The sequence below is a fragment of the Acidovorax sp. GW821-FHT10E04 genome, from assembly GCF_059415185.1.
The window spans coordinates 807,351-825,233 of record NZ_JBWKMT010000003.1 but is presented as its reverse complement, the minus strand read 5'-3'; the positions used below and the strand labels follow the sequence as shown (position 1 = coordinate 825,233).

The following is a 17,883-nucleotide window of genomic DNA, read 5'->3' as shown; positions in this document are numbered from 1 at the left end:
TCCATGCCCATGCCCCGCGACACCCGCCGCCGCGCGCTGCTGGCCTCTGGTGCCAGCCTGTGGCTGGCGGGCTGCGCCAGCGGCGCGCCAGAGGCGTCCCTGCTGCAGGCGGGCCCCGCGCGGCTGCCGGACACGCGCCAGCTGGACCTGCGCGACCCGGCGAGCGGCCGCGTCTGGCGCATCTGGGTGCAGCAGCCCGCCGGCCCCGCGCCCGCCACCGGACACCCCGTGCTGTATGTGCTCGACGGCAATGCCGCCTTTGCGCTCGCGGCCCAGCTGGCCCGCAATGAGGCCGCGCGCCCCGCGCAGATGCGCGCGGACAGCGCCATCGTCGTGGGCATCGGCCACCCCGGCGATGCCGTGGTCCACCCCGCGCAACGCCAGCGCGACTACACGCCGCCCGCGCCCGGCGGCTCGGCCACGCCCGAGGCCGGCGGCGCGGACATCCTGCTCGACTTCATCGCGCGCGAGCTGCAGCCGCGCGTGGCGCGGGCGTTTTCCATCGACCCGCAGCGCCAGGCGCTGAGCGGGCACTCGTTCGGCGGCCTGCTGGTGCTGCACGCGCTGTTCACGCGCCCCGCGTTGTTCACACGGTATGCGGCCACCAGCCCGTCGGTGTGGTGGAACGGCGCGCAGGTGCTGCAGACGGCATCGCAGTTCATGCAGGCGCACGCGACGGCGCCGCGCCCCTTCCGGGCCCGGCTGCAGCTGCGCGTGGGCAGCCTGGAGCAGCCCCGGGCCGCTCCCACCGCGGCGCGCGCCGCCGTGCAGCACGAACGCCGCATGATCGAACGCACGCAGGCGCTGGCGGACCAGTTGGAGGCCTTGCACTGGCCCGAACTGCGCGTTCACATGGGCATATTGCCCGGCGTGGACCATGGCGGCGCCATGGCGCCGGGGCTCATCGACGCCCTGGCATGGGCCCAGCAGCCCCGCTGAAAACCGCCGCCCCGCGCCATGGAACCCTCTCGCACCCCACACGCCCTGCCCCGGAACTGCCTTCGTTGAACCCCGCCGCCCCGTCTCCCTTGCCGCCGCCCCTGGACGCGGCCCGCGCTGGTTCGCTGGCGCGGCGCTACCAGCACTTCGTGCGCCTGCGCCTGCTGCTGCTGGCCGCCCTGCTCGCCGTGCTGTGCGCCAGCGTGGTGGCCGACATCGCGCTCGGCCCCTCCACCTTCGCGTTCGCCGACGTGCTGCGGGGCCTGTTCGCCCCCGCCAGCCTGCCGCAGGCGCAGCAGGTCATCCTGTGGGAAGTGCGCCTGCCCTACGCGGTGATGGCCGTGCTGGTGGGCGCCAGCCTGGGCTTGGCAGGGGCCGAGATGCAGACCGCGCTCAACAACCCGCTGGCCAGCCCGTTCACGCTCGGGGTGTCGGCGGCGGCGGCCGTGGGCGCTTCAGCCGCCGTGGTCACGGGCTTCACGCTCGTGGCCTGGGGCGAGAACCTGGCCGTGCCGCTGTGCGCCTTCGCGGGCGCGGCCGGCGCCACGGCGCTGATCCAGTTGCTGGCCTGGCGCCAGGGCGCCACGGTGGACACCGTGGTGCTGTTCGGCATCGCGCTGCTGTTCAGCTTCGAGGCCCTGCTGTGGCTGCTGCAGTTCATCGCCGACAGCAACGCGCTGCAGCAGATCGTGTTCTGGACCATGGGCAGCCTGGGCCGCGCCACCTGGACCAAGATCGGCATCGTGGGCACCGTGCTCGCGCTGTGCATGCTCTGGTCGGCGCGCCAGGCCTGGGCCCTCACGGCGCTGCGCGCGGGCGAGGACCAGGCGCGCAGCTTCGGCATCGGGGTGGAGCGGCTGCGCCTGGTCACGCTGCTGCGCGTGAGCCTGCTGGCGGCCACCGCCCTGTCGTTCGTGGGCACCATCGGCTTCGTGGGCCTGGTGGGGCCGCACATCGCGCGCATGCTGCTGGGCGAGGACCACCGCTACTACCTGCCCGGCAGCGCGCTGGCGGGGGCGCTGATGCTGTCGCTCGCGTCCATCCTCAGCAAGGCGCTGGTGCCCGGCGTGGTGCTGCCCATCGGCATCATCACCGCGCTGGTGGGCGTGCCGCTGTTCATGGTGCTGGTGCTGCGCCAGAGAAGGGCCACATGAAGCACCCCCTGAGCCGCTGCGCGTCTTCCCCCTCTCCCACATTGCTGCGCGACGCGGGAGGAGGACGCCCCCAGCGCGGCGGGGCGGCCCTTGCGCGGGGGCGCTGGCCCGGGCCGCGTCAGTTTCATTGGCTGCCGAGGGTGCGTAGCGCCATGGAGGCTTGATATGACAACCGGCCTGACCCTCGAACAACTCACCGCCGGCTACCCCGGCCGGCCCGTGCTGCAGGGCGTGGACCTGCCTGCCGTGCCCGCCGGCACGCTGGTGGCCGTGGTGGGGCCCAACGCGGTGGGCAAGTCCACGCTGCTCAAGGCCGTGGCCGGGCTGCGGCCGGCGCAGGGACGCGTGTGGCTCGAGGGCACGGACCTGGCCACCCTGCCGCCCCGCGAGCGCCTGCGCCGCGTGGGCTACCTGCCGCAGGCGCTGCCCCAGAGCACCTCGCTCGTGGCCTACGAGACCTGGCACAGCGCCCTGCGCGCCGGGCGCAGCGACTGGAGCGCCGCCCGGCGCGAGGCGGCCATCGAATCCGTCGTGGCATCGCTGGGGCTGCAGGCGCTGGCGCTGCGCCGGCTCGATGAACTCTCGGGCGGGCAGCGCCAGATGGTGGGACTGGCGCAGGCCATCGTGCGCGCGCCGCGCCTGCTGCTGCTGGACGAGCCCACCAGCGCGCTCGACCTGCGCTGGCAGCTGCAGGTGCTGCAGGCCGTGCGCGACCTGGTGCAGCAGCAGGGCACCGTGGGCCTGGTGGCCGTGCACGACCTGAACCTGGCGCTGCGCTTTTGCCAGCAGGTGCTGGTGCTGGGCGGCGGCGGCGTGCTGGCCGCCGGCGCGCCGGCCCCGCTGCTGACCCCCGCGCTGCTGCGGCGCGCCTATGGCGTCCAGGCCCGCGTGGAGCGCTGCTCGCAAGGCAACCTGCTGGTGCTGGCCGACGCCGCGCTGCCGCTGGATGCCGCTTCTTCCATGACCACAACCAGCCCCTTCCCATGATGCGACGCCAGGGCCATGTGCCCACGCCCGACGCCAGCCGCTACCTGCAGCGCCTGTGCTACCACTTCACGCGCAAGATCACCGTGACGTATGACGAGCACCAGGGCCAGGCCCACTTTCCCTGGGGCCTGTGCCTGCTGCGGGCCGATGGCGCGGCGCTGCACTTCGACTGCAGCGCCGACGACCAGGCCAGCCTGGACCGGGTGCAGTTCGCGATCGACTCGCACGTGGAGCTGTTCTCGCGCAAGAGCCCCATGGCCGTGGACTGGCAGCCCGTGCAAACCGTCAGCGCGCCGGCGGCTGGCACGGCGCCCCCCGCCCCTTAAGCCCCAATTGCGGCCCGCCTGCCGCCCACATCGGACGATGGGCAGCGCAGGCGCTTCCTAGAATGTGACATTTTGTTATCGCGCCGCACCGGTGCCCGAACACCGGCGAGGCCCCTGCCCGCCATGGCACATTCCGCATCCGCCCGCCCCGAGCCCCGCCCGCCCCGCCCGTTCGCCATCCCGCAGCGCGGCTCCAGCCTGGCGGGCAAGGCCTACTGGGCCATGGTGCAGCGCGTGGCGCTCACGGCGGCGGCCATCGACGGCGGCTACATCGTGCTGTTCCTGTGGCTGGGGTCGCTGCCGCTGGCGGCCGTCAACCTGGTGAGCATCGCGATGTACCTGGGAGCCTACCGGCTCATCCAGTCGCGCTACAACGCGGCCGCGCTGGCGCTGATCTGGCTGGAGGTGGTGGGCCACGCGGCACTGGGCTCGCTGCTCATCGGCTGGAACAGCGGCTTTCACTACTACCTGCTGCTGTTCATTCCGGCCATCGTGATCGCCAACACGCGCGGCTTCGCGGCGCCCATGGTGATCGCGCTGCTGGCGTACTACCTGGGCCTGCAGGTGCTGTGCGACCACCTGGGGCCGCTGGCCCCCCTGCCGCCCCTGAGCGTGAAGATCGTCAACTGGATCCACATCTGCCTGGTGTTCGCGATGTCGGCGGCGCTGGCGGCGTTCTACCGCCGCACCATCCTCATCGCCGAGGGCCGGCTGCGCAAGCAGGCCACGCTGGACCCGCTGACCGGCCTGAACAACCGCAGCCACTTCGAGGCGCTGGCCGCCCACACGCTGGCCCGCGGCCAGCGCGACGGCACGCCCATCGCCCTGCTGCTGTGCGACGTGGACCACTTCAAGCGCGTGAACGACCAGTACGGCCATGCCGTGGGCGACGAGGTGCTGGTGGCCATGGCCCGCACGCTCAGCCAGAGCCTGCGCGAAGGCGACGTGCTCGCCCGCTGGGGCGGCGAGGAGTTCCTGGCGCTGATGCCCGCCAGCCCGCTCGACGCCGCCTGCGCCACGGCCGAACGCATCCGCGCCGCGGTGCAGGCAACGCCGATGGAGGTCGGCCCCGCGCCCCTGTCGCTCACCATGTCGTTTGGCGTGGCGCAGGTGCATGGCGCGGACGACCTGCAGGCCGCCATCGTGCGCGCCGACAAGGCGCTCTACGAAGCCAAGCACGCAGGCCGCAACCGCGTGAGCGTGGCCTGAGGCCAACGTCCATGCCGAGCGGGGCAGGGCAAAAAAAAGGCAGCTGGCGCTTGATGGACAAGCGCAGAAAGCTACCATTTTAATAGCAACCCAGCACCAACACCCGGCCCCGGGGCCGCCCGGCGCCTCAGCCGTTGCGCCGCGCCGCCTCGTACAGGCCCTGCACCTTGGGCACGTTCAGCTCCAGCTCATGGATGCGCGCGGGACCCGAGGGGTGGGTGGACAGGAACGCCAGCCCGCCCTGCTTGCTGCCGCTGGCATTGCCCATCTTCTTCCACAGGCTCACGGCGGCCGAGGGCTGGTAGCCCGCGCGGGCGGCCAGCTCCAGGCCCACCAGGTCGGCCTCGCTCTCGTCCGAGCGGCTGAACTGCAGCGTGAGCAGCTGCCCGCCCAGGCCGGCGGCCGCCTGGCCCAGGTCGCCCAGGCCCAGCAGCTGCGAGCCCAGCCGCAGCGCGAGGTTGGTGCCCTGCGTCTTGGCGATGCGCTCGCGCGCATGTTCGCGCAGCGCATGGGCCATTTCGTGGCCCATGATCATCGCGGCCTCGTCGTCGGTGAGCTTGAGCTGGTCCAGGATGCCGGTGTAGAACGCGATCTTGCCGCCGGGCATGCAGAACGCGTTGATCTGCTGGCTGCCGATGAGATTGACCTCCCAGCGCCACTGCCTGGCGCGGTCGTTCCACGGCGCGGCGTGCGGGATCAGCCGCTTGGCGATGGCGTGCAGGCGCTGCAGCTGCGGATGCCCCTCGGGCGCCAGCGCGCGCTTGGCCTTGGCCTGCTGCAGCATCTGCTGGTACTGCTGGGCGGCCGAGTTTTCCAGCGTCTCGGCGGGCACCAGCTTGCGCAGGCTGGACGCCGTGCCCACGTCCACCTGCGCGAGCACCGGCGCGGCGGCAGTGGCGCCGGCCGCCAGCAGGAATGCACGGCGCGCCGACCACGGGGACGACGGTGCAACGGAGGGAGCGGGGCAGAAAAGGCACATACAGGCAATCCCTGAAGGAATAATAAGCAGCGCTGGCGCACCACACACCAGGGCTTGTCGCCAGATGGAGGCTGGCAGGCCGGGCTGCAAGGGTGTCGGCGATGATAGACAAAACCTCCGCCCCCCATGTCAGACACATCCACTTCATCCCCCCCCGGCCTCAGCCCCGAAAAGTCCGCGCGCACGCCCTGGCTGCAGACCCTGCGCGTGTACCTGGAGCCCGCCAGCCTGCGCATGCTCACGCTCGGGTTCTCCGCCGGGCTGCCGCTGCTGCTGGTGCTGGGCACGCTGAGCTTTCGCCTGCGCGAGGCGGGCATCGACCGCAGCACCATCGGGTACCTGAGCTGGGTGGGCCTGGCCTACGGTTTCAAGTGGGTGTGGGCGCCGCTGGTGGACCGCATGCCGATCCCGCTGCTCACCCGGGCCTTGGGACGGCGGCGCAGTTGGCTGCTGCTGTCGCAGGCGCTCATCGTGGGCGGGCTCATCGGCATGGCGCTGGCCGACCCGCGCCAGACGCTCGGACCCATCGTGTGGTGCGCGCTGGCGGTGGCGTTCGGCTCGGCCACGCAGGACATCGCGCTCGATGCGTTCCGCATCGAATCGGCCGACGCCAATCACCAGGCGGCGCTGGCGGCGTCATACCAGACGGGCTACCGCCTGGCCATGATCTGGGCCGGTGCGGGCGTGTTGTGGATTGCGGCGCGCTCCGAAGTGGCCCCTGCGGTGGGGCAGGTGGTGGCGCAAGGCGCGGCCGCGTACCAGAACGGCGCCTGGCAAGCGGCCTACCTGGCCATGGCGGCGTCGATGGCGGTGGGCGTGGTCACCGTGCTGTTCTCGCGCGAGCCCGCGCCCGTGCAACTGCCCCCGGCCAGAAACGCGGCCGAGTGGATCCAGGGCGCCATGGTGGAGCCCTTCGCCGACTTCCTGCGCCGCTACGGCTGGCACGCGGCGCTGATCCTGGCGCTCATCGCCGTCTATCGCATCAGCGACGTGGTGATGGGCATCATGGCCAACCCGTTCTACGTGGACATGGGCTTCACCAAGGACGAGGTGGCCGCCGTGACCAAGGTGTACGGTGTGATCATGACGCTGGCGGGCGCCTTCGTGGGCGGCGTGCTGTCGATGCGTTTTGGCGTGATGCGCATCCTGATGCTGGGCGCCATCCTGAGCGCCGCGAGCAACCTGCTGTTCGCCTGGCTGGCGGGCCACGGGCACGACGTGACGGCGCTCATCGCCGTGGTGTCGGCCGACAACCTGGCCAGCGGCATCGCGTCGGCGGCGTTCATCGCCTACCTGTCGAGCCTGACCAACGTGAGCTACTCGGCCACGCAGTACGCGCTGTTCAGCTCCATGATGCTGCTTGCCCCGAAGTTCGTGGCGGGGTTCTCGGGCGACTACGTGAATGCCTTCGGCTACGCGCACTTCTTCACGGCCACCGCGATGCTGGGGTTGCCGGTGCTGGTGCTGGTGTGGCTGGCATCCCGGGTGAAAACAGCCTCTGGCGCTTGATGGCAAGGCGCTAATAGCTATCTAATTTATAGCAATCGCCTGCTTTTCACCCCCGGCGGTTTACCGCAACTTTACGGAGGCTTCAACACGGGGAGACGCCCGCGCGCGAGCATGGGGGCTCTGTCCAGGCCTCCCACTACACTGCCCCCATGAGCTCCCAACTGCTGATGATCGAAGACGACGCCCGCCTCGCGCAGATGGTGGGCGAGTACCTGGGCCAGTCGGGCCTGCAGGTCACGCACCGCGCGGACGGCAAGAGCGGCCTGGCGCAGCTGCAGGGGCCGGACGCCGGGCCGTTGCCCGACCTCGTGATCCTGGACCTCATGCTGCCCGACATGGACGGGCTGGAGGTGTGCCGCCGCATCCGCTCGCTGCAGGGCAGCGCGGCGCAGGTGCCGGTGCTCATGCTCACCGCCAAGGGCGACCCCATGGACCGGATCATCGGCCTGGAGCTGGGCGCCGACGACTACCTGCCCAAGCCTTTCGAGCCGCGCGAGCTGCTGGCGCGCATCCGCGCCATCCTGCGGCGCCGCACCGATGGCGGCGGTGCCTCGGCGGCCACGCAGGTGCTGCGGTTCGGCACGCTGGAGATCGACCGCGACGCGCGCACCGTGACTGTGTCCGGCGAGCTGGCCGACCTCACCTCCTACCAGTTCGATTTGCTGGTGGCCCTGGCCGAGCGCGCGGGCCGCGTGCTCACGCGCGACCAGATCATGGAGGCCGTGCGCGGCCGCGAGCTGGAGGCTTTCGACCGCTCCATCGACGTGCACATGGGCCGCATCCGTGCCGCCATCGAGGCCGACGCCAAGAACCCGCGCCGCATCCTCACGGTGCGCGGCGTGGGCTATGTATTCGCGAAACAACAAGACTGACCGGTGGAGCGCGGCCCTGCCACGGCGCGCACCCCGCTTTGCTGAATGTCCCTCTCCACCCCCTTTTCCCGCCGCCTGTATCTGCGCATCTGGCTGGCCGTGGTCGGCGGCATCGCGGTGCTGACGCTGACCGTGGGCTGGGCCTGGCGCATGGCCGAAGAGCAGAAGGCGCAGAACGCGCAGCCTTTTGTGCCGCCGTCGCGCGAGATGGTGCTGCGCGACCCCGCCGGCAACCTGGTGCTGCGCGGCCTGGCCACGCGCCAGCCCAGCGAACCCGGCGAAGGGGCCGAGTTCCATATCGAGTCGGGCACCGGCCAGCCGTTCGTGCTGCAGATGGCGCCCCGCCAGCCGCGCGGCGAACGCGGCGGCCGGCCCGGCGGCCCCAACCAGGGCGACGCGGCGTTCTGGACCCGGCCGCCGTTCGGCTTCCTGTGGCTGCTGGGCATCGTGAGCCTGGCGGTGGCCGTGGGCGTGTACCCCATCATCCGGCGCCTGACCCTGCGGCTGGAGGCGCTGCAGCGCAGCGTGCAGAAGTTCGGCGAGGGCGACCTGTCGGTGCGCGTGCCCGAGCAGGGACAGGACGAGGTGGCCGACCTCGCGCGCCAGTTCAACGCCGCCGCCGCGCGCGTGGAAACGCTGGTCAAGTCGCACAAGTCCCTGCTGGCCAACGCCTCGCACGAACTGCGCTCGCCGCTCACCCGCATCCGCATGGGCATGGAGCTGATGGGCGGGCAGCAGCCCTCGCCCGCGTTCCGCGAGGAAATCCTGCGCAACATCGCCGAGCTGGACCAGCTGGTGGACGAGATCCTGCTGGCCAGCCGCCTCGATGCGCGCGAGGCCGACGTGGGCACCGTGGAGCTGGTGGACCTCATCGGCCTGGCCGCCGAGGAGTGCGCGCGCGTGGATGCCGACCTGGATGTGAGCTCCAGCGCCGACTCCGTGGACGTGCGCGGCGTCTCCAAGCTGCTGCGCCGCGCCATCCGCAACCTGCTGGAAAACGCCCGGCGCTACAGCACGGGCGAGATCACGGTGGTGGTGCACCGCCGCCAGGGCCACGCCGAGGTGCGCGTGTGCGACCGGGGACCAGGCGTGCCAGCCAGCCAGCGCGAACGCATCTTCGAGCCCTTCTACCGCCTGCCGGGCGCCAGCGAGCGCGCGGGGGGCGTGGGCCTGGGGCTGGCCCTGGTGCGCTCCATCGCAGGGCGCCACAACGGCACCGTGCACTGCGAGGACCGCGAGGGCGGTGGCGCCTGCTTCGTGCTGCGCCTGCCGGTCAGCACGGCTGGCGCCAGCGCCATGCCATGACGCCGTAGAGCACGGCCCCCAGCACCAGCACCGACCCCGCCACGCCCAGCGCCCAGTCAAAACCCTGCGCCTGCGAACCCGCGCGTGCCAGCAGCGCCGCCGCCATGGGCGGCCCCACGATCTGGCCGATGCCATAGAGCGCGGTCATCAGGCCGGTGAAGCCCGCGCCCGCCTGGGGCCACTGGTGGCGCGCCTCCTGCAAGGCAAAAAACGTGATGGCGGTGAACGGCAGCCCCAGCAACAGGCTGCCCAGCGCGAACCCCGCGCGCCCCGGCCAGAGCAGGCCCAGCCCGATGGCCGCCGCCTGCAGCAGGTAGGCCCAGGCCAGCAGCATGCGCCGGTCGCGGGTGGGTGCGATCCGTGTGGAGAGCAGCGCGCCCAGCGCCACGCCCGCGCCGAAGAGCGGCCAGAACAGGTCGGGCCAGACCGATCCGGCGGGCAGCGCCGCGCGTGCGATGACGGGCAGGAAGGTGGCCGTGACGATGTACCCCAGGCCCGCGAGGCCGTAGGCCACGGCCAGGAGGGTCCGCTCGGCCACGGGGCGCGCGGGCGCAGAGGCGCCGCCTGCGGCCCCCGCCGCCCCCGCGGCCGGGGCGTCCACCCCCTGGAACACCGCCCAGGCCCCCGCGCACAGCACGGCCGCCAGTGCGCTGAAGGCCGCCCAGCCCGCCGCGGCGCTCCAGCCCGCAGCCACCATGGCGCTGGTGGGCAGGCCGGTGATGACGATGCCCAACCCCGGCCCGCAGAAAATCAGCCCCCCCAGGGCCGGGCGCCCCAGGTGCGCCAGCCGCCCCATGCACCAGTTGGCCGTGCCCAGGAACACCAGCGCGCTGGCCACGCCCGCGAACAGGCGCAGCAGGGGCCAAAAGGCCGGCCACGGCACGGCCAGCAGCCCCGTGAGCAGCACCGTGGCCACGAGCCCGCCGCGCACCAGCGCCGCGTTGCCGGGCACGCCGCCCAGGCGCCGGCCCAGCCAGGGCAAGGCCATGTAGAGCAGCGCCCCCGCGAGGTAGCCGGCGTAGTTGGCCGTGGCCAGCCAGCTGCCCGTGGCGATGTCCACCACGCCGTCGTGCAGCATCATGGGCAAGAGCGGGGTGAAGGCAAAACGGCCGATGCCCATGGCCGCCGCCAGCGCGGCCATGCCGGCCAGGGCGACCTGCAGGGCCGTGGCGCCGTCAGCGTGCCGGGAGGTGGGAGGGGAAAGAGACGCCGGGTTCACGGTGGGGACATGGGGTTGCCACGGGGAATGCTGTTGCATATCATCTTAGCAAGAGATTGAATTTTTGTAATTCATACTTTTTCATGATGGACAAAGGGCCACCCCCGCTCGACCTCGCCGCTCTCGACATCTTCCGCACCGTGGCGGCGGAGGGCAGCGTCACGCGCGCGGCCGAGCGTTTGCAGCGCGTGCAGTCCAACGTGACCACGCGGGTGCGCCAGCTGGAGTCCGACCTGGGCACGCCGCTGTTCCTGCGCGAGGGCAAGCGCATGGCGCTCACGCCCGAGGGCGAGGTGCTGCTGGGCTATGCCGACCGGCTGCTCGCGCTGGCCGAGGAGGCGCGGCAGGCGCTGCACCCGGGCCCGCCCGCGGGGCGCCTGCGCCTGGGATCGATGGAAAGCACCGCGGCCAGCCGCCTGCCCGCGCCGCTCGCGCGCCTGCACCGCCAGTGGCCCGGCGTGGCGCTGGAGCTGACGACCGCCGCGACCCGCGTGCTGGTGGAACGCCTGCGCGCGCATGCGCTCGATGCGGTGCTGGTGGCCTGGCCGCCGGGCCAGCCCGCCGACCCGGCCCTGGAAACCCGGCCGGTGTTCACTGAAGAGCTGCTGCTGGTCCTGCCCGCCGGCCACCCGCATGCCGCCGGGCCCGACCAGGTGCAGCCCGGCACACTGGCGGTGTTCGAGCCCGGCTGCACCTACCGCCGCATCGCGCAGGACTGGTTCGCGCCACGGCGCGAGCCCATGCAGCTGCTGGAACTGGGCTCGTACCACGCCATCCTGGCCAGTGTGGCGGGCGGCGGCTGCGCGGGCATCGTGCCGCGCTCGGTGCTCAGCATCTCGCCGAACGCGGCCCTGCTGAGCCAGCAGCCGATCACCACCATCACCACCTTGCTGACCTGGCGCCAGGGCTACCGCTCGGCCGCGCTCGATGCGCTGCAGCAGGTGCTGGTCGAGTGACCGCCTTCAGCTCGTTTCCCCCTTTATTTCCTTCTTTCTTTCACGGAACGTCACCATGCCCGACCGCAGCCTGCGCACCGCCCTCTCCCTTCGCCTGCCCATCGTGCAGGGGCCCATGACCGGTGCCGACACGCCGGCCCTGGCGGCCGCAGTGTCCGCCGCGGGCGGGCTGGGCACGCTGGGCTGCGGCATGCGCTCGCCGGCGGCCATGGCCGAGGCCGCCGCCGAGGTGCGCCGTCGCACCGACCGGCCCTTCGGGCTCAACCTGTTCGTGCAAGACACACCCGCGCCCGATGCCGCCACCGTCGAGCAGGCGCTGGCCCGCGTGGCCCCGCTGTACGCCGAGTTCGGCCTGCAGGCCGCCGTGCCCGCGCGCTGGTGCGAGGACTTCCCTGCGCAATTCGAGGCCCTGGTCGAGGCCCGGCCCGCCGTGGCGAGCTTCACCTTCGGCATCCTCACTGCCGCGCAGGTCGAGCGCCTGCACCACGCGGGCTGCTACGTGATCGGCACCGCCACCACGGTGGCCGAGGCCCTGGCCTGGGCCGACGTGGGGACCGATGCGGTCTGCGCGTCGGGGATGGAGGCCGGGGGCCACCGCGGCACCTTTTTGCCCACGGGCCGGCCGCAGGCCGAAGGGCTTGCCCCCGCGGACGCCACCGTGCGCGCGGGCGTGCCATCGCAGGCCGACTTTGCCGCCGCGATGGTGGGCGCGCTCGCGCTGGTGCCACAGTGCGTGGATGCGCTGCGCCCACGCGGCGTGGCCGTGATCGCGGCGGGCGGCATCATGGATGGACGCGGCATCGCCGCCGCGCAGGCGCTGGGGGCCGAGGCGGTACAGATGGGCACGGCCTTCCTCGCCTGCGACGAATCGGGCATCGGCCGCGCCTACCGCGATGCCATGGCCCAGGCCATCGCCACCGACACGCGCACCACCCGCGTGTTCTCGGGCCGCCCCGCGCGCGGCATCGTCAACCCCATGCTGCAGCGCCTGCATGCGCACGAGACGGAGGTGCCGGCCTACCCGGTGCAGAACGCCCTCACCGGCGCCCTGCGCCGGGCCAGCGCCGAAGCCGGCCGCGCAGACCACCTGTCCCTCTGGGCCGGCCAGGGCGTCGCCGCGGTGCGCCCCATGCCCGCCGCCGCGCTGGTGGCCGCGCTGGAAGCGGAATGGCGGACGGCGCTGGCCGCGCAGGCAGCGTTGCTGCAAGCGCAGTGACGCTATCCATTCGATAGCCGCTAGCGCTTACTGGACAAGCGCTAGCGGCAATTCAACCAGGATTCTCTGGAGAGTAATCGGGCTTTGCAACACCGTGTACGCCCTGGCTTCGACAGGCTCAGCCCGAACGGGTGGGAGTGATGGAGGCAGTGCGGACGGCCAATCCCGGTCTCTGCAAAGCGCGCGGCCCCGCCAGTGCACCCGTGGAACCGGCTTTGCCGAGCCACCGGGTGCGTCCCCCTCGGGGGATGGCGCGCAGCGCCTCAGGGGGGCTTCACTGCCTCCAGGGCAGTTCGCGCGCAGGCCCCTGGATCACCGGCGGCTGGGCATTGATCTTCTCGCCTGCGAGCACACGTTCGTACATCCGCAGGTAATTGCGCGCCATGCGCTCGGCGCTGAAATGGTCGACCACGTGCTGGTGGCAGGCGCGCGCATCGAAACGGTTGCCACGCACCGCCTCGGCCAGCACGTTCGCCTCGGCCGACAGCACGCCGCAGTGCAGCGGCACCAGCTCGGGCAGCGCGCCATAGGGCGTGGAAAACACCGGGCAGCCGAAGTACAGGCTCTCGATCACCGCCAGCCCGAAGGGTTCGTGCCAGCGCACCGGAAAGATCAGCCCGCGCGATGCGTTGAGCAAGCCCGTCTTCTGCGTGCCGCCCACCATGCCGTGGAAATGGATCTTGCGCGACAGTGTCCAGCGAAAGCCGCGCTTGAAATTGATGCGCGTGCCGCCCAGCACATCCAGCTCCACACCCGCGCGCAGTGCCACCTTGATGGCGCCGCGCACGTTCTTCACGCCCCACGCCGCCTTGCCCAGGAAGTGGTAGCGCGGGCGCGGCGATTGGAAGTCCACCGGGCCGTAGCCGCTCCAGTCCAGGCCGTTGTAGACGAACTCGGTGGAGCCATACCGCGCGGCGTGGTCGCGCGACAGGAACACCGTGTTGAGCGGCAGCGGCTTGGGCTTGCGCGCGTTGCCGTGCTCGGTCACCAGGTACGGCTTGGCCAGCTCGGTACGGGGGTTGAACTGGAAGTGCGTGATGTCCACGCCCTTCGGGATCTGCCCCTCCCACGGCTCGTCCGGGCGGATGGGCAGCACGTCGCCGAAGTCGCAGGTCGAACCCTCGGGCACCAGGTAGCTCACGCGGTGGCCCTGCTGGACGAGTGTCTTGCCCAGGTCCCAGATCACGCGCTCGGTTCCCCCGTAGCCGTAGACGGGGATGGGGGAGTTGTTGACCAGCAGGATGTGCATGAAGAATGCCTCTGTCTCAGTTGTCTATGGCGCTCTGCGAGGCCCGCAACGGTTGAAACCGGCACGGCCCAGTCCCCGGCAGCCGAGCAAGGGCCGCCCCGCAGCGAGGGCTGCGTCCCCCTGCCCGCATTGCACAGCAATGCGAGAGCGGGGGGATGCGGCGAAGCCGCTCAGGAGGGTGTCGCATCTAGAACGGCCGGCCGCAGCCGATGCGGGCACGCCGCTCGTGCAGGGCGGCCAGCAGCAGCGGGCACATGAAAAGATAGAACATGTTGCCGCTGTTGTGGGCCAGGAAGACCTGGGTGAGGCCGAAGCCGATGTACGACAGGGGCACCATCACTCCCACCAGGCACAGGGAAAGCGATTCCTTGTCCATCTTTCCCGCCCCATCGCGGATGCGCCGGGCCGTGGGCCAGAACATCGCCAGCGGAATGCCATAGAACGCCAGCAACAGCAGCACGCCGGGCAGCCCCCGCTTGGCGAAAAGATCCAGGATTTCGTTGTGCGCGTGGCCGAATTCGAGCACCACCGGGTGTGCCAGCCCGGCCGCCACGCGCCGCGCCTTCTCCTCCGCATAGCCCGCGCGGCCCCAGCCGGTCAAAGGCCGGTCCCAGCCCATCTCCCACGCCAGGCCCCAGTGCGCCAGCCGCTGCCCGACCGAGCTGCGGCCATCGCCGTGGTCCTTGTAGGTCTGCACTTCCTGGCGCGCCTCGTCCACCCGCTGCTCCACCGCGGGCACCTGCGACAACGCGGCCGCCGCCAGCGCCAGCGCGCACAGGCCCCAGTACATCCGGCGCTGCCCCGTGGTGCGCACCAGCAGCCACGCACTGACCGGAAGCAGCAGCACCAGCGCCAGCCAACCGCCCCGCGACTGCGACAGCACCGACCCCACCGCGCCCAGCACGATGGCCGCCGCCAGCAGCACCCGCTGCCACAGCACCCAGCGCTTCCACTGCACCACCAGCAACAGGCCGCTCATCACGGCCAGCAGCATGCTCAGGTTGCCGTACTGGATGGCGTTGGTGAAGCCATTGGCGCGGGGCAGCGCCTGCACGCAGATCTGGTAGATGGCCACCAGGCCGCTGCCCACCGCGCCCACCGCCACCCCCATCCACAGCCACGATGCGCGCGGCTCGAAGGTCATCAGGTAGAAGATGCAGGGCAGCGCCAGCAGGTACTTGACGGGGCGGTCCATGCTGCCCCAGCCCCAGGTGGCCCCCACGTCCAGCAGCCACAGCGCCGCCATGCAGGAAAACGCCGCCGTCAGCCACCAGGCCGCGCGCGGCGCGGGCCGGTTCCACCACACCGGCGCGCTGGCGAGCGCGGCCAGCAGCAGCACGACCGCCCCATAGGAATAGCCCGAGGGCAGCCACAGGGCCAGGCCCGGAACCATGAACGCGCCGAGGCTGGCGCAGCGCCCGAACCAGCGGTAGGCCTTCATCCGCGGATCACCCGGCCCGTGAGGCGGTCACGGTCGTACCGCAGCGCCGCATAGCGGAAGAACCCCTCCAGCGCCACGAAGAAGCAGTACAGGAAGCCCGCGCCCCCGCACAGGAAGCCCAGGCGAAACACGTACAGGCGCACGAACATGGAAGTGCCCGAGGCCAGCCCCCGCAGCACCCCCCCCCGCTGCCCGTTCTCGGCGCGCTTCGCGGCGCCGAGCATCACGTACTGCGTGAGCTTCTCCAGGCTGCCGCGCACCGTGGTGCGCGAGTAGTGCAACAGGCGCGCCTTGATCAGGCGGCGCGGCACCTCGCCGCCACCGGGCAGCGCATGCAGCTGCGCCTGCTCGTGCACCACGCCCGTGTACTCCCGGACCATGCCGCGCACGAACAGCCGCTCGATCTGGGACTGCGAGCGAAAGTGCGTGAGCTCCTGCCCGAACGCCACCATGCGCCAGCGGATCTTCCACACGGCCTGCTCGCCCGAGCGCACGATGGCCTGCAGCTCCCGCGCGAAGGCCGGTGTCATCACTTCGTCAGCATCGAGGAAGAAGATGTAGTCGCCGCGCGCATGGGCGAGCAGGCGGTTGCGCTGCACGGCAAAGCCCTGCCAGTCCGGGTGGACATGGACTTCGGCGCCCAGGCCCCGCGCGATGGCCACGGTGTCGTCCGTGCTTCCACTGTCCACCACCAGCAGCTGGTCTGCAAAGGCGGCGCTCTTCAGGCAGGCTTCAATGCGGTGCGCCTCGTTGTGGGTCAGCACCGCCACGGTCAACGTGGGCGGCGGCGATGCGCCGCCGGCTGCAACTGGCATCAATCAATGACCGGCGTGCACGCGCTCGCCCGCCCTGAGGCGGTACACCGTTCCGCAGTAGGGGCACTTGGCCTCGCCCGTGCGGGCCACGTCCAGGTACACCTTGGGGTGGCTGTTCCAGATTTTCATGTCGGCCTTGGGGCTGGGGCAGAAAACCCCGCCCTGTGCGTTCAGGTCCTTGGCCAGGAGTTCAACGGTTGCTTGCGACATGTTCATCAGACCTTGGTGAGCCAGTGGGCGTAGTTGGAATTGCGGCCGTTGACGATGTCGAAGAAGGCACTCTGGATTTTTTCGGTGATCGGGCCCCGCGACCCCGCGCCGATCTCGATGCGGTCGAGTTCGCGGATGGGCGTCACCTCGGCGGCCGTGCCGGTGAAGAAGGCTTCGTCGGCGATGTAGACCTCGTCGCGCGTGATGCGTTTTTGCACGATCTCCAGGCCCAGGTCCTTGGCGATGTGGAACACGGTGTTGCGGGTGATGCCGTTCAGGGCGCCGGCCGACAGGTCGGGCGTGTAGATCACGCCGTTCTTGATCACGAAGATGTTCTCGCCCGCGCCCTCGGACACGAAGCCGGAGCTGTCGAGCAGCAGCGCCTCGTCGTAGCCATCGTCCAGCGCTTCCATGTTGGCCAGGATGGAGTTGGTGTAGTTGCTCACCGCCTTGGCCTGCGTCATGGTGATGTTGACGTGGTGGCGCGTGTAGCTGCTGGTCTTCACGCGAATGCCGCGCTTCATGCCCTCTTCGCCCAGGTAGGCGCCCCAGGCCCAGGCGGCCACCATCAGGTGGATCTGGTTGCCCTTGGGGGAGACGCCCAGCTTCTGCGAGCCGATCCAGGTCAGCGGGCGCAGGTAGCAGGATTCAAGCTTGTTCTCGCGCACCACGGCCTTCTGGGCCTCGTTCACTTCTTCCTTGCTGAAGGGAATCTTCATGCGCAGGATCTTGGCGCTGTTGAACAGGCGGTCGGTGTGTTCTTCCAGGCGGAAGATGGCCGTGCCGTTGGCGGTGTTGTAGGCGCGCACGCCTTCAAAGGCGCCGCAGCCGTAGTGCAGGGTGTGGGTCAGCACATGGATCTTGGCGTCGCGCCAATCGACCATCTGGCCGTCCATCCAGATCTTGCCGTCACGGTCGGCCATCGAGGGAACTACGGGGCTCATGGGTGTCCTTTTGTTGCTGTGGGTCGCAAACCGGGGATTTTACGGGGCGGCCGGGGGCTGGCCCGCCGGGGCGGCGGAACCGTCGCCTTCGGGCCGCCACAGCGTCCACTTCGCCAATTTGCCGTGGCGGAACTCGCACGTCACGTGCGACTGGGTGCCATCCGTCCAGCGGTACACCTCCGGCTCGGCCTGCGCCGGCGACAGCTGCTCGCCCAGGGACTGCGTCATGGCCACCACATGCATCAGGTTGACCCCCTCGCCGAGGCGGGCGTTGAGCATGACCGCGCTGCCCACATACCCGATGGGGCGGTTGGCGGCCTTCTTCATCACATTCATGAGCCGCGTGAAATGCAGCAGCGCCCACATGACCAGCCCGCCCATGACGGCGGCCACACCGGGCCATCCGTAGGCCATGAAACCAAAAACAACCAGCCCCACCACGCCCAGGGGCACCAGGATTTTGCGCAAATTCATGGGCGGTATTGTCATATGAGCGCCCGGGCCGCCGGCAAAGATCCCGAGGCCGGGGCGCCAAGCGGCCGGCAAGGCACCT

General features: G+C 71.0%; 18 protein-coding genes. 10 read left to right on the top strand and 8 right to left on the bottom strand.

The genetic code is table 11. The features are described from left to right. Positions 1 to 3: 3 nt before the first annotated feature. The 5 genes from AC07OC_RS13190 (at position 4) to AC07OC_RS13170 (ending at position 4,615) form a co-directional block, all read left to right on the top strand. Positions 4 to 939 (top strand): alpha/beta hydrolase, encoded by a 936-nt coding sequence (locus AC07OC_RS13190; protein ID WP_218339130.1) that lies wholly within the window; start codon positions 4 to 6, stop codon positions 937 to 939. A 65-nt stretch (positions 940 to 1,004) separates the two neighbouring features. Beyond that, positions 1,005 to 2,093 (top strand): FecCD family ABC transporter permease, encoded by a 1,089-nt coding sequence (locus tag AC07OC_RS13185; RefSeq protein WP_370627740.1) that lies wholly within the window; start codon positions 1,005 to 1,007, stop codon positions 2,091 to 2,093. A gap of 165 nt (positions 2,094 to 2,258) precedes the next feature. After that, positions 2,259 to 3,080, top strand: coding sequence for an ABC transporter ATP-binding protein (locus AC07OC_RS13180; protein ID WP_218296654.1), 822 nt, complete (start codon positions 2,259 to 2,261; stop codon positions 3,078 to 3,080). After that, positions 3,077 to 3,406: a DUF2218 domain-containing protein gene (locus AC07OC_RS13175; RefSeq protein WP_218296653.1), complete on the top strand. Its 330-nt coding sequence runs from the start codon at positions 3,077 to 3,079 to the stop codon at positions 3,404 to 3,406. The genes AC07OC_RS13180 and AC07OC_RS13175 overlap by 4 nt, the downstream gene beginning before the upstream one ends. Positions 3,407 to 3,529: 123 nt before the next feature. After that, positions 3,530 to 4,615: a GGDEF domain-containing protein gene (locus tag AC07OC_RS13170; protein WP_218296652.1), complete on the top strand. Its 1,086-nt coding sequence runs from the start codon at positions 3,530 to 3,532 to the stop codon at positions 4,613 to 4,615. A gap of 127 nt (positions 4,616 to 4,742) precedes the next feature. Here the strand turns inward: AC07OC_RS13170 and AC07OC_RS13165 are convergent, their stop codons facing one another. Further along, on the bottom strand, positions 4,743 to 5,594 hold the full coding sequence (locus AC07OC_RS13165; RefSeq protein ID WP_218339131.1) for a M48 family metallopeptidase: 852 nt from the start codon (positions 5,592 to 5,594) through the stop codon (positions 4,743 to 4,745). Between the two features lie 126 nt (positions 5,595 to 5,720). Between AC07OC_RS13165 and AC07OC_RS13160 the strand changes: the two genes are divergently transcribed. The 3 genes from AC07OC_RS13160 to AC07OC_RS13150 all read left to right on the top strand — a co-directional run bounded on the left by AC07OC_RS13160 (position 5,721) and on the right by AC07OC_RS13150 (position 9,280). Then, positions 5,721 to 7,103, top strand: coding sequence for an AmpG family muropeptide MFS transporter (locus AC07OC_RS13160; RefSeq protein WP_369641121.1), 1,383 nt, complete (start codon positions 5,721 to 5,723; stop codon positions 7,101 to 7,103). A gap of 149 nt (positions 7,104 to 7,252) precedes the next feature. Beyond that, positions 7,253 to 7,975 carry a response regulator gene (locus AC07OC_RS13155; protein WP_218296649.1) on the top strand — a complete coding sequence of 241 codons (723 nt, stop codon included), beginning with the start codon at positions 7,253 to 7,255 and terminating at the stop codon, positions 7,973 to 7,975. A 45-nt stretch (positions 7,976 to 8,020) separates the two neighbouring features. Beyond that, the gene (locus tag AC07OC_RS13150) at positions 8,021 to 9,280 is read left to right on the top strand and encodes a HAMP domain-containing sensor histidine kinase (RefSeq protein WP_218296648.1); all 1,260 of its coding nucleotides are present in this window, start codon (positions 8,021 to 8,023) and stop codon (positions 9,278 to 9,280) included. On the opposite strand, the gene AC07OC_RS13145 is transcribed toward AC07OC_RS13150, so the two are convergent. Continuing rightward, positions 9,249 to 10,538 carry a YbfB/YjiJ family MFS transporter gene (locus AC07OC_RS13145; protein ID WP_494601390.1) on the bottom strand — a complete coding sequence of 430 codons (1,290 nt, stop codon included), beginning with the start codon at positions 10,536 to 10,538 and terminating at the stop codon, positions 9,249 to 9,251. The genes AC07OC_RS13150 and AC07OC_RS13145 overlap by 32 nt on opposite strands. Positions 10,539 to 10,585: 47 nt before the next feature. Between AC07OC_RS13145 and AC07OC_RS13140 the strand changes: the two genes are divergently transcribed. Both AC07OC_RS13140 and AC07OC_RS13135 read left to right on the top strand, forming a co-directional pair. Then, the gene (locus AC07OC_RS13140) at positions 10,586 to 11,455 is read left to right on the top strand and encodes a LysR substrate-binding domain-containing protein (protein ID WP_218339135.1); all 870 of its coding nucleotides are present in this window, start codon (positions 10,586 to 10,588) and stop codon (positions 11,453 to 11,455) included. Between the two features lie 55 nt (positions 11,456 to 11,510). Continuing rightward, entirely contained in the window at positions 11,511 to 12,671 is a 1,161-nt protein-coding gene (locus AC07OC_RS13135) for an NAD(P)H-dependent flavin oxidoreductase (RefSeq protein ID WP_218339136.1), read from the top strand. 274 nt (positions 12,672 to 12,945) lie between these two features. On the opposite strand, the gene AC07OC_RS13130 is transcribed toward AC07OC_RS13135, so the two are convergent. The 6 genes from AC07OC_RS13130 to AC07OC_RS13105 form a co-directional block, all read right to left on the bottom strand. Next, entirely contained in the window at positions 12,946 to 13,920 is a 975-nt protein-coding gene (locus AC07OC_RS13130; RefSeq protein WP_218296644.1) for a glycosyltransferase, read from the bottom strand. Positions 13,921 to 14,107: 187 nt separating this feature from the next. Beyond that, positions 14,108 to 15,361 (bottom strand): O-antigen ligase family protein, encoded by a 1,254-nt coding sequence (locus AC07OC_RS13125; RefSeq protein ID WP_218339137.1) that lies wholly within the window; start codon positions 15,359 to 15,361, stop codon positions 14,108 to 14,110. Continuing rightward, positions 15,358 to 16,176, bottom strand: coding sequence for a glycosyltransferase family 2 protein (locus tag AC07OC_RS13120; RefSeq protein WP_218296642.1), 819 nt, complete (start codon positions 16,174 to 16,176; stop codon positions 15,358 to 15,360). Before AC07OC_RS13120 ends, AC07OC_RS13125 begins: the two co-directional genes overlap by 4 nt. Positions 16,177 to 16,179: 3 nt before the next feature. Then, on the bottom strand, positions 16,180 to 16,386 hold the full coding sequence (locus tag AC07OC_RS13115; protein WP_218339138.1) for a zinc-finger domain-containing protein: 207 nt from the start codon (positions 16,384 to 16,386) through the stop codon (positions 16,180 to 16,182). A gap of 5 nt (positions 16,387 to 16,391) precedes the next feature. Continuing rightward, positions 16,392 to 17,330 carry a branched-chain amino acid transaminase gene (locus tag AC07OC_RS13110; protein WP_218296640.1) on the bottom strand — a complete coding sequence of 313 codons (939 nt, stop codon included), beginning with the start codon at positions 17,328 to 17,330 and terminating at the stop codon, positions 16,392 to 16,394. Positions 17,331 to 17,369: 39 nt separating this feature from the next. Further along, on the bottom strand, positions 17,370 to 17,804 hold the full coding sequence (locus tag AC07OC_RS13105) for a glycerate kinase (protein ID WP_218296639.1): 435 nt from the start codon (positions 17,802 to 17,804) through the stop codon (positions 17,370 to 17,372). Positions 17,805 to 17,883 lie beyond the last annotated feature (79 nt).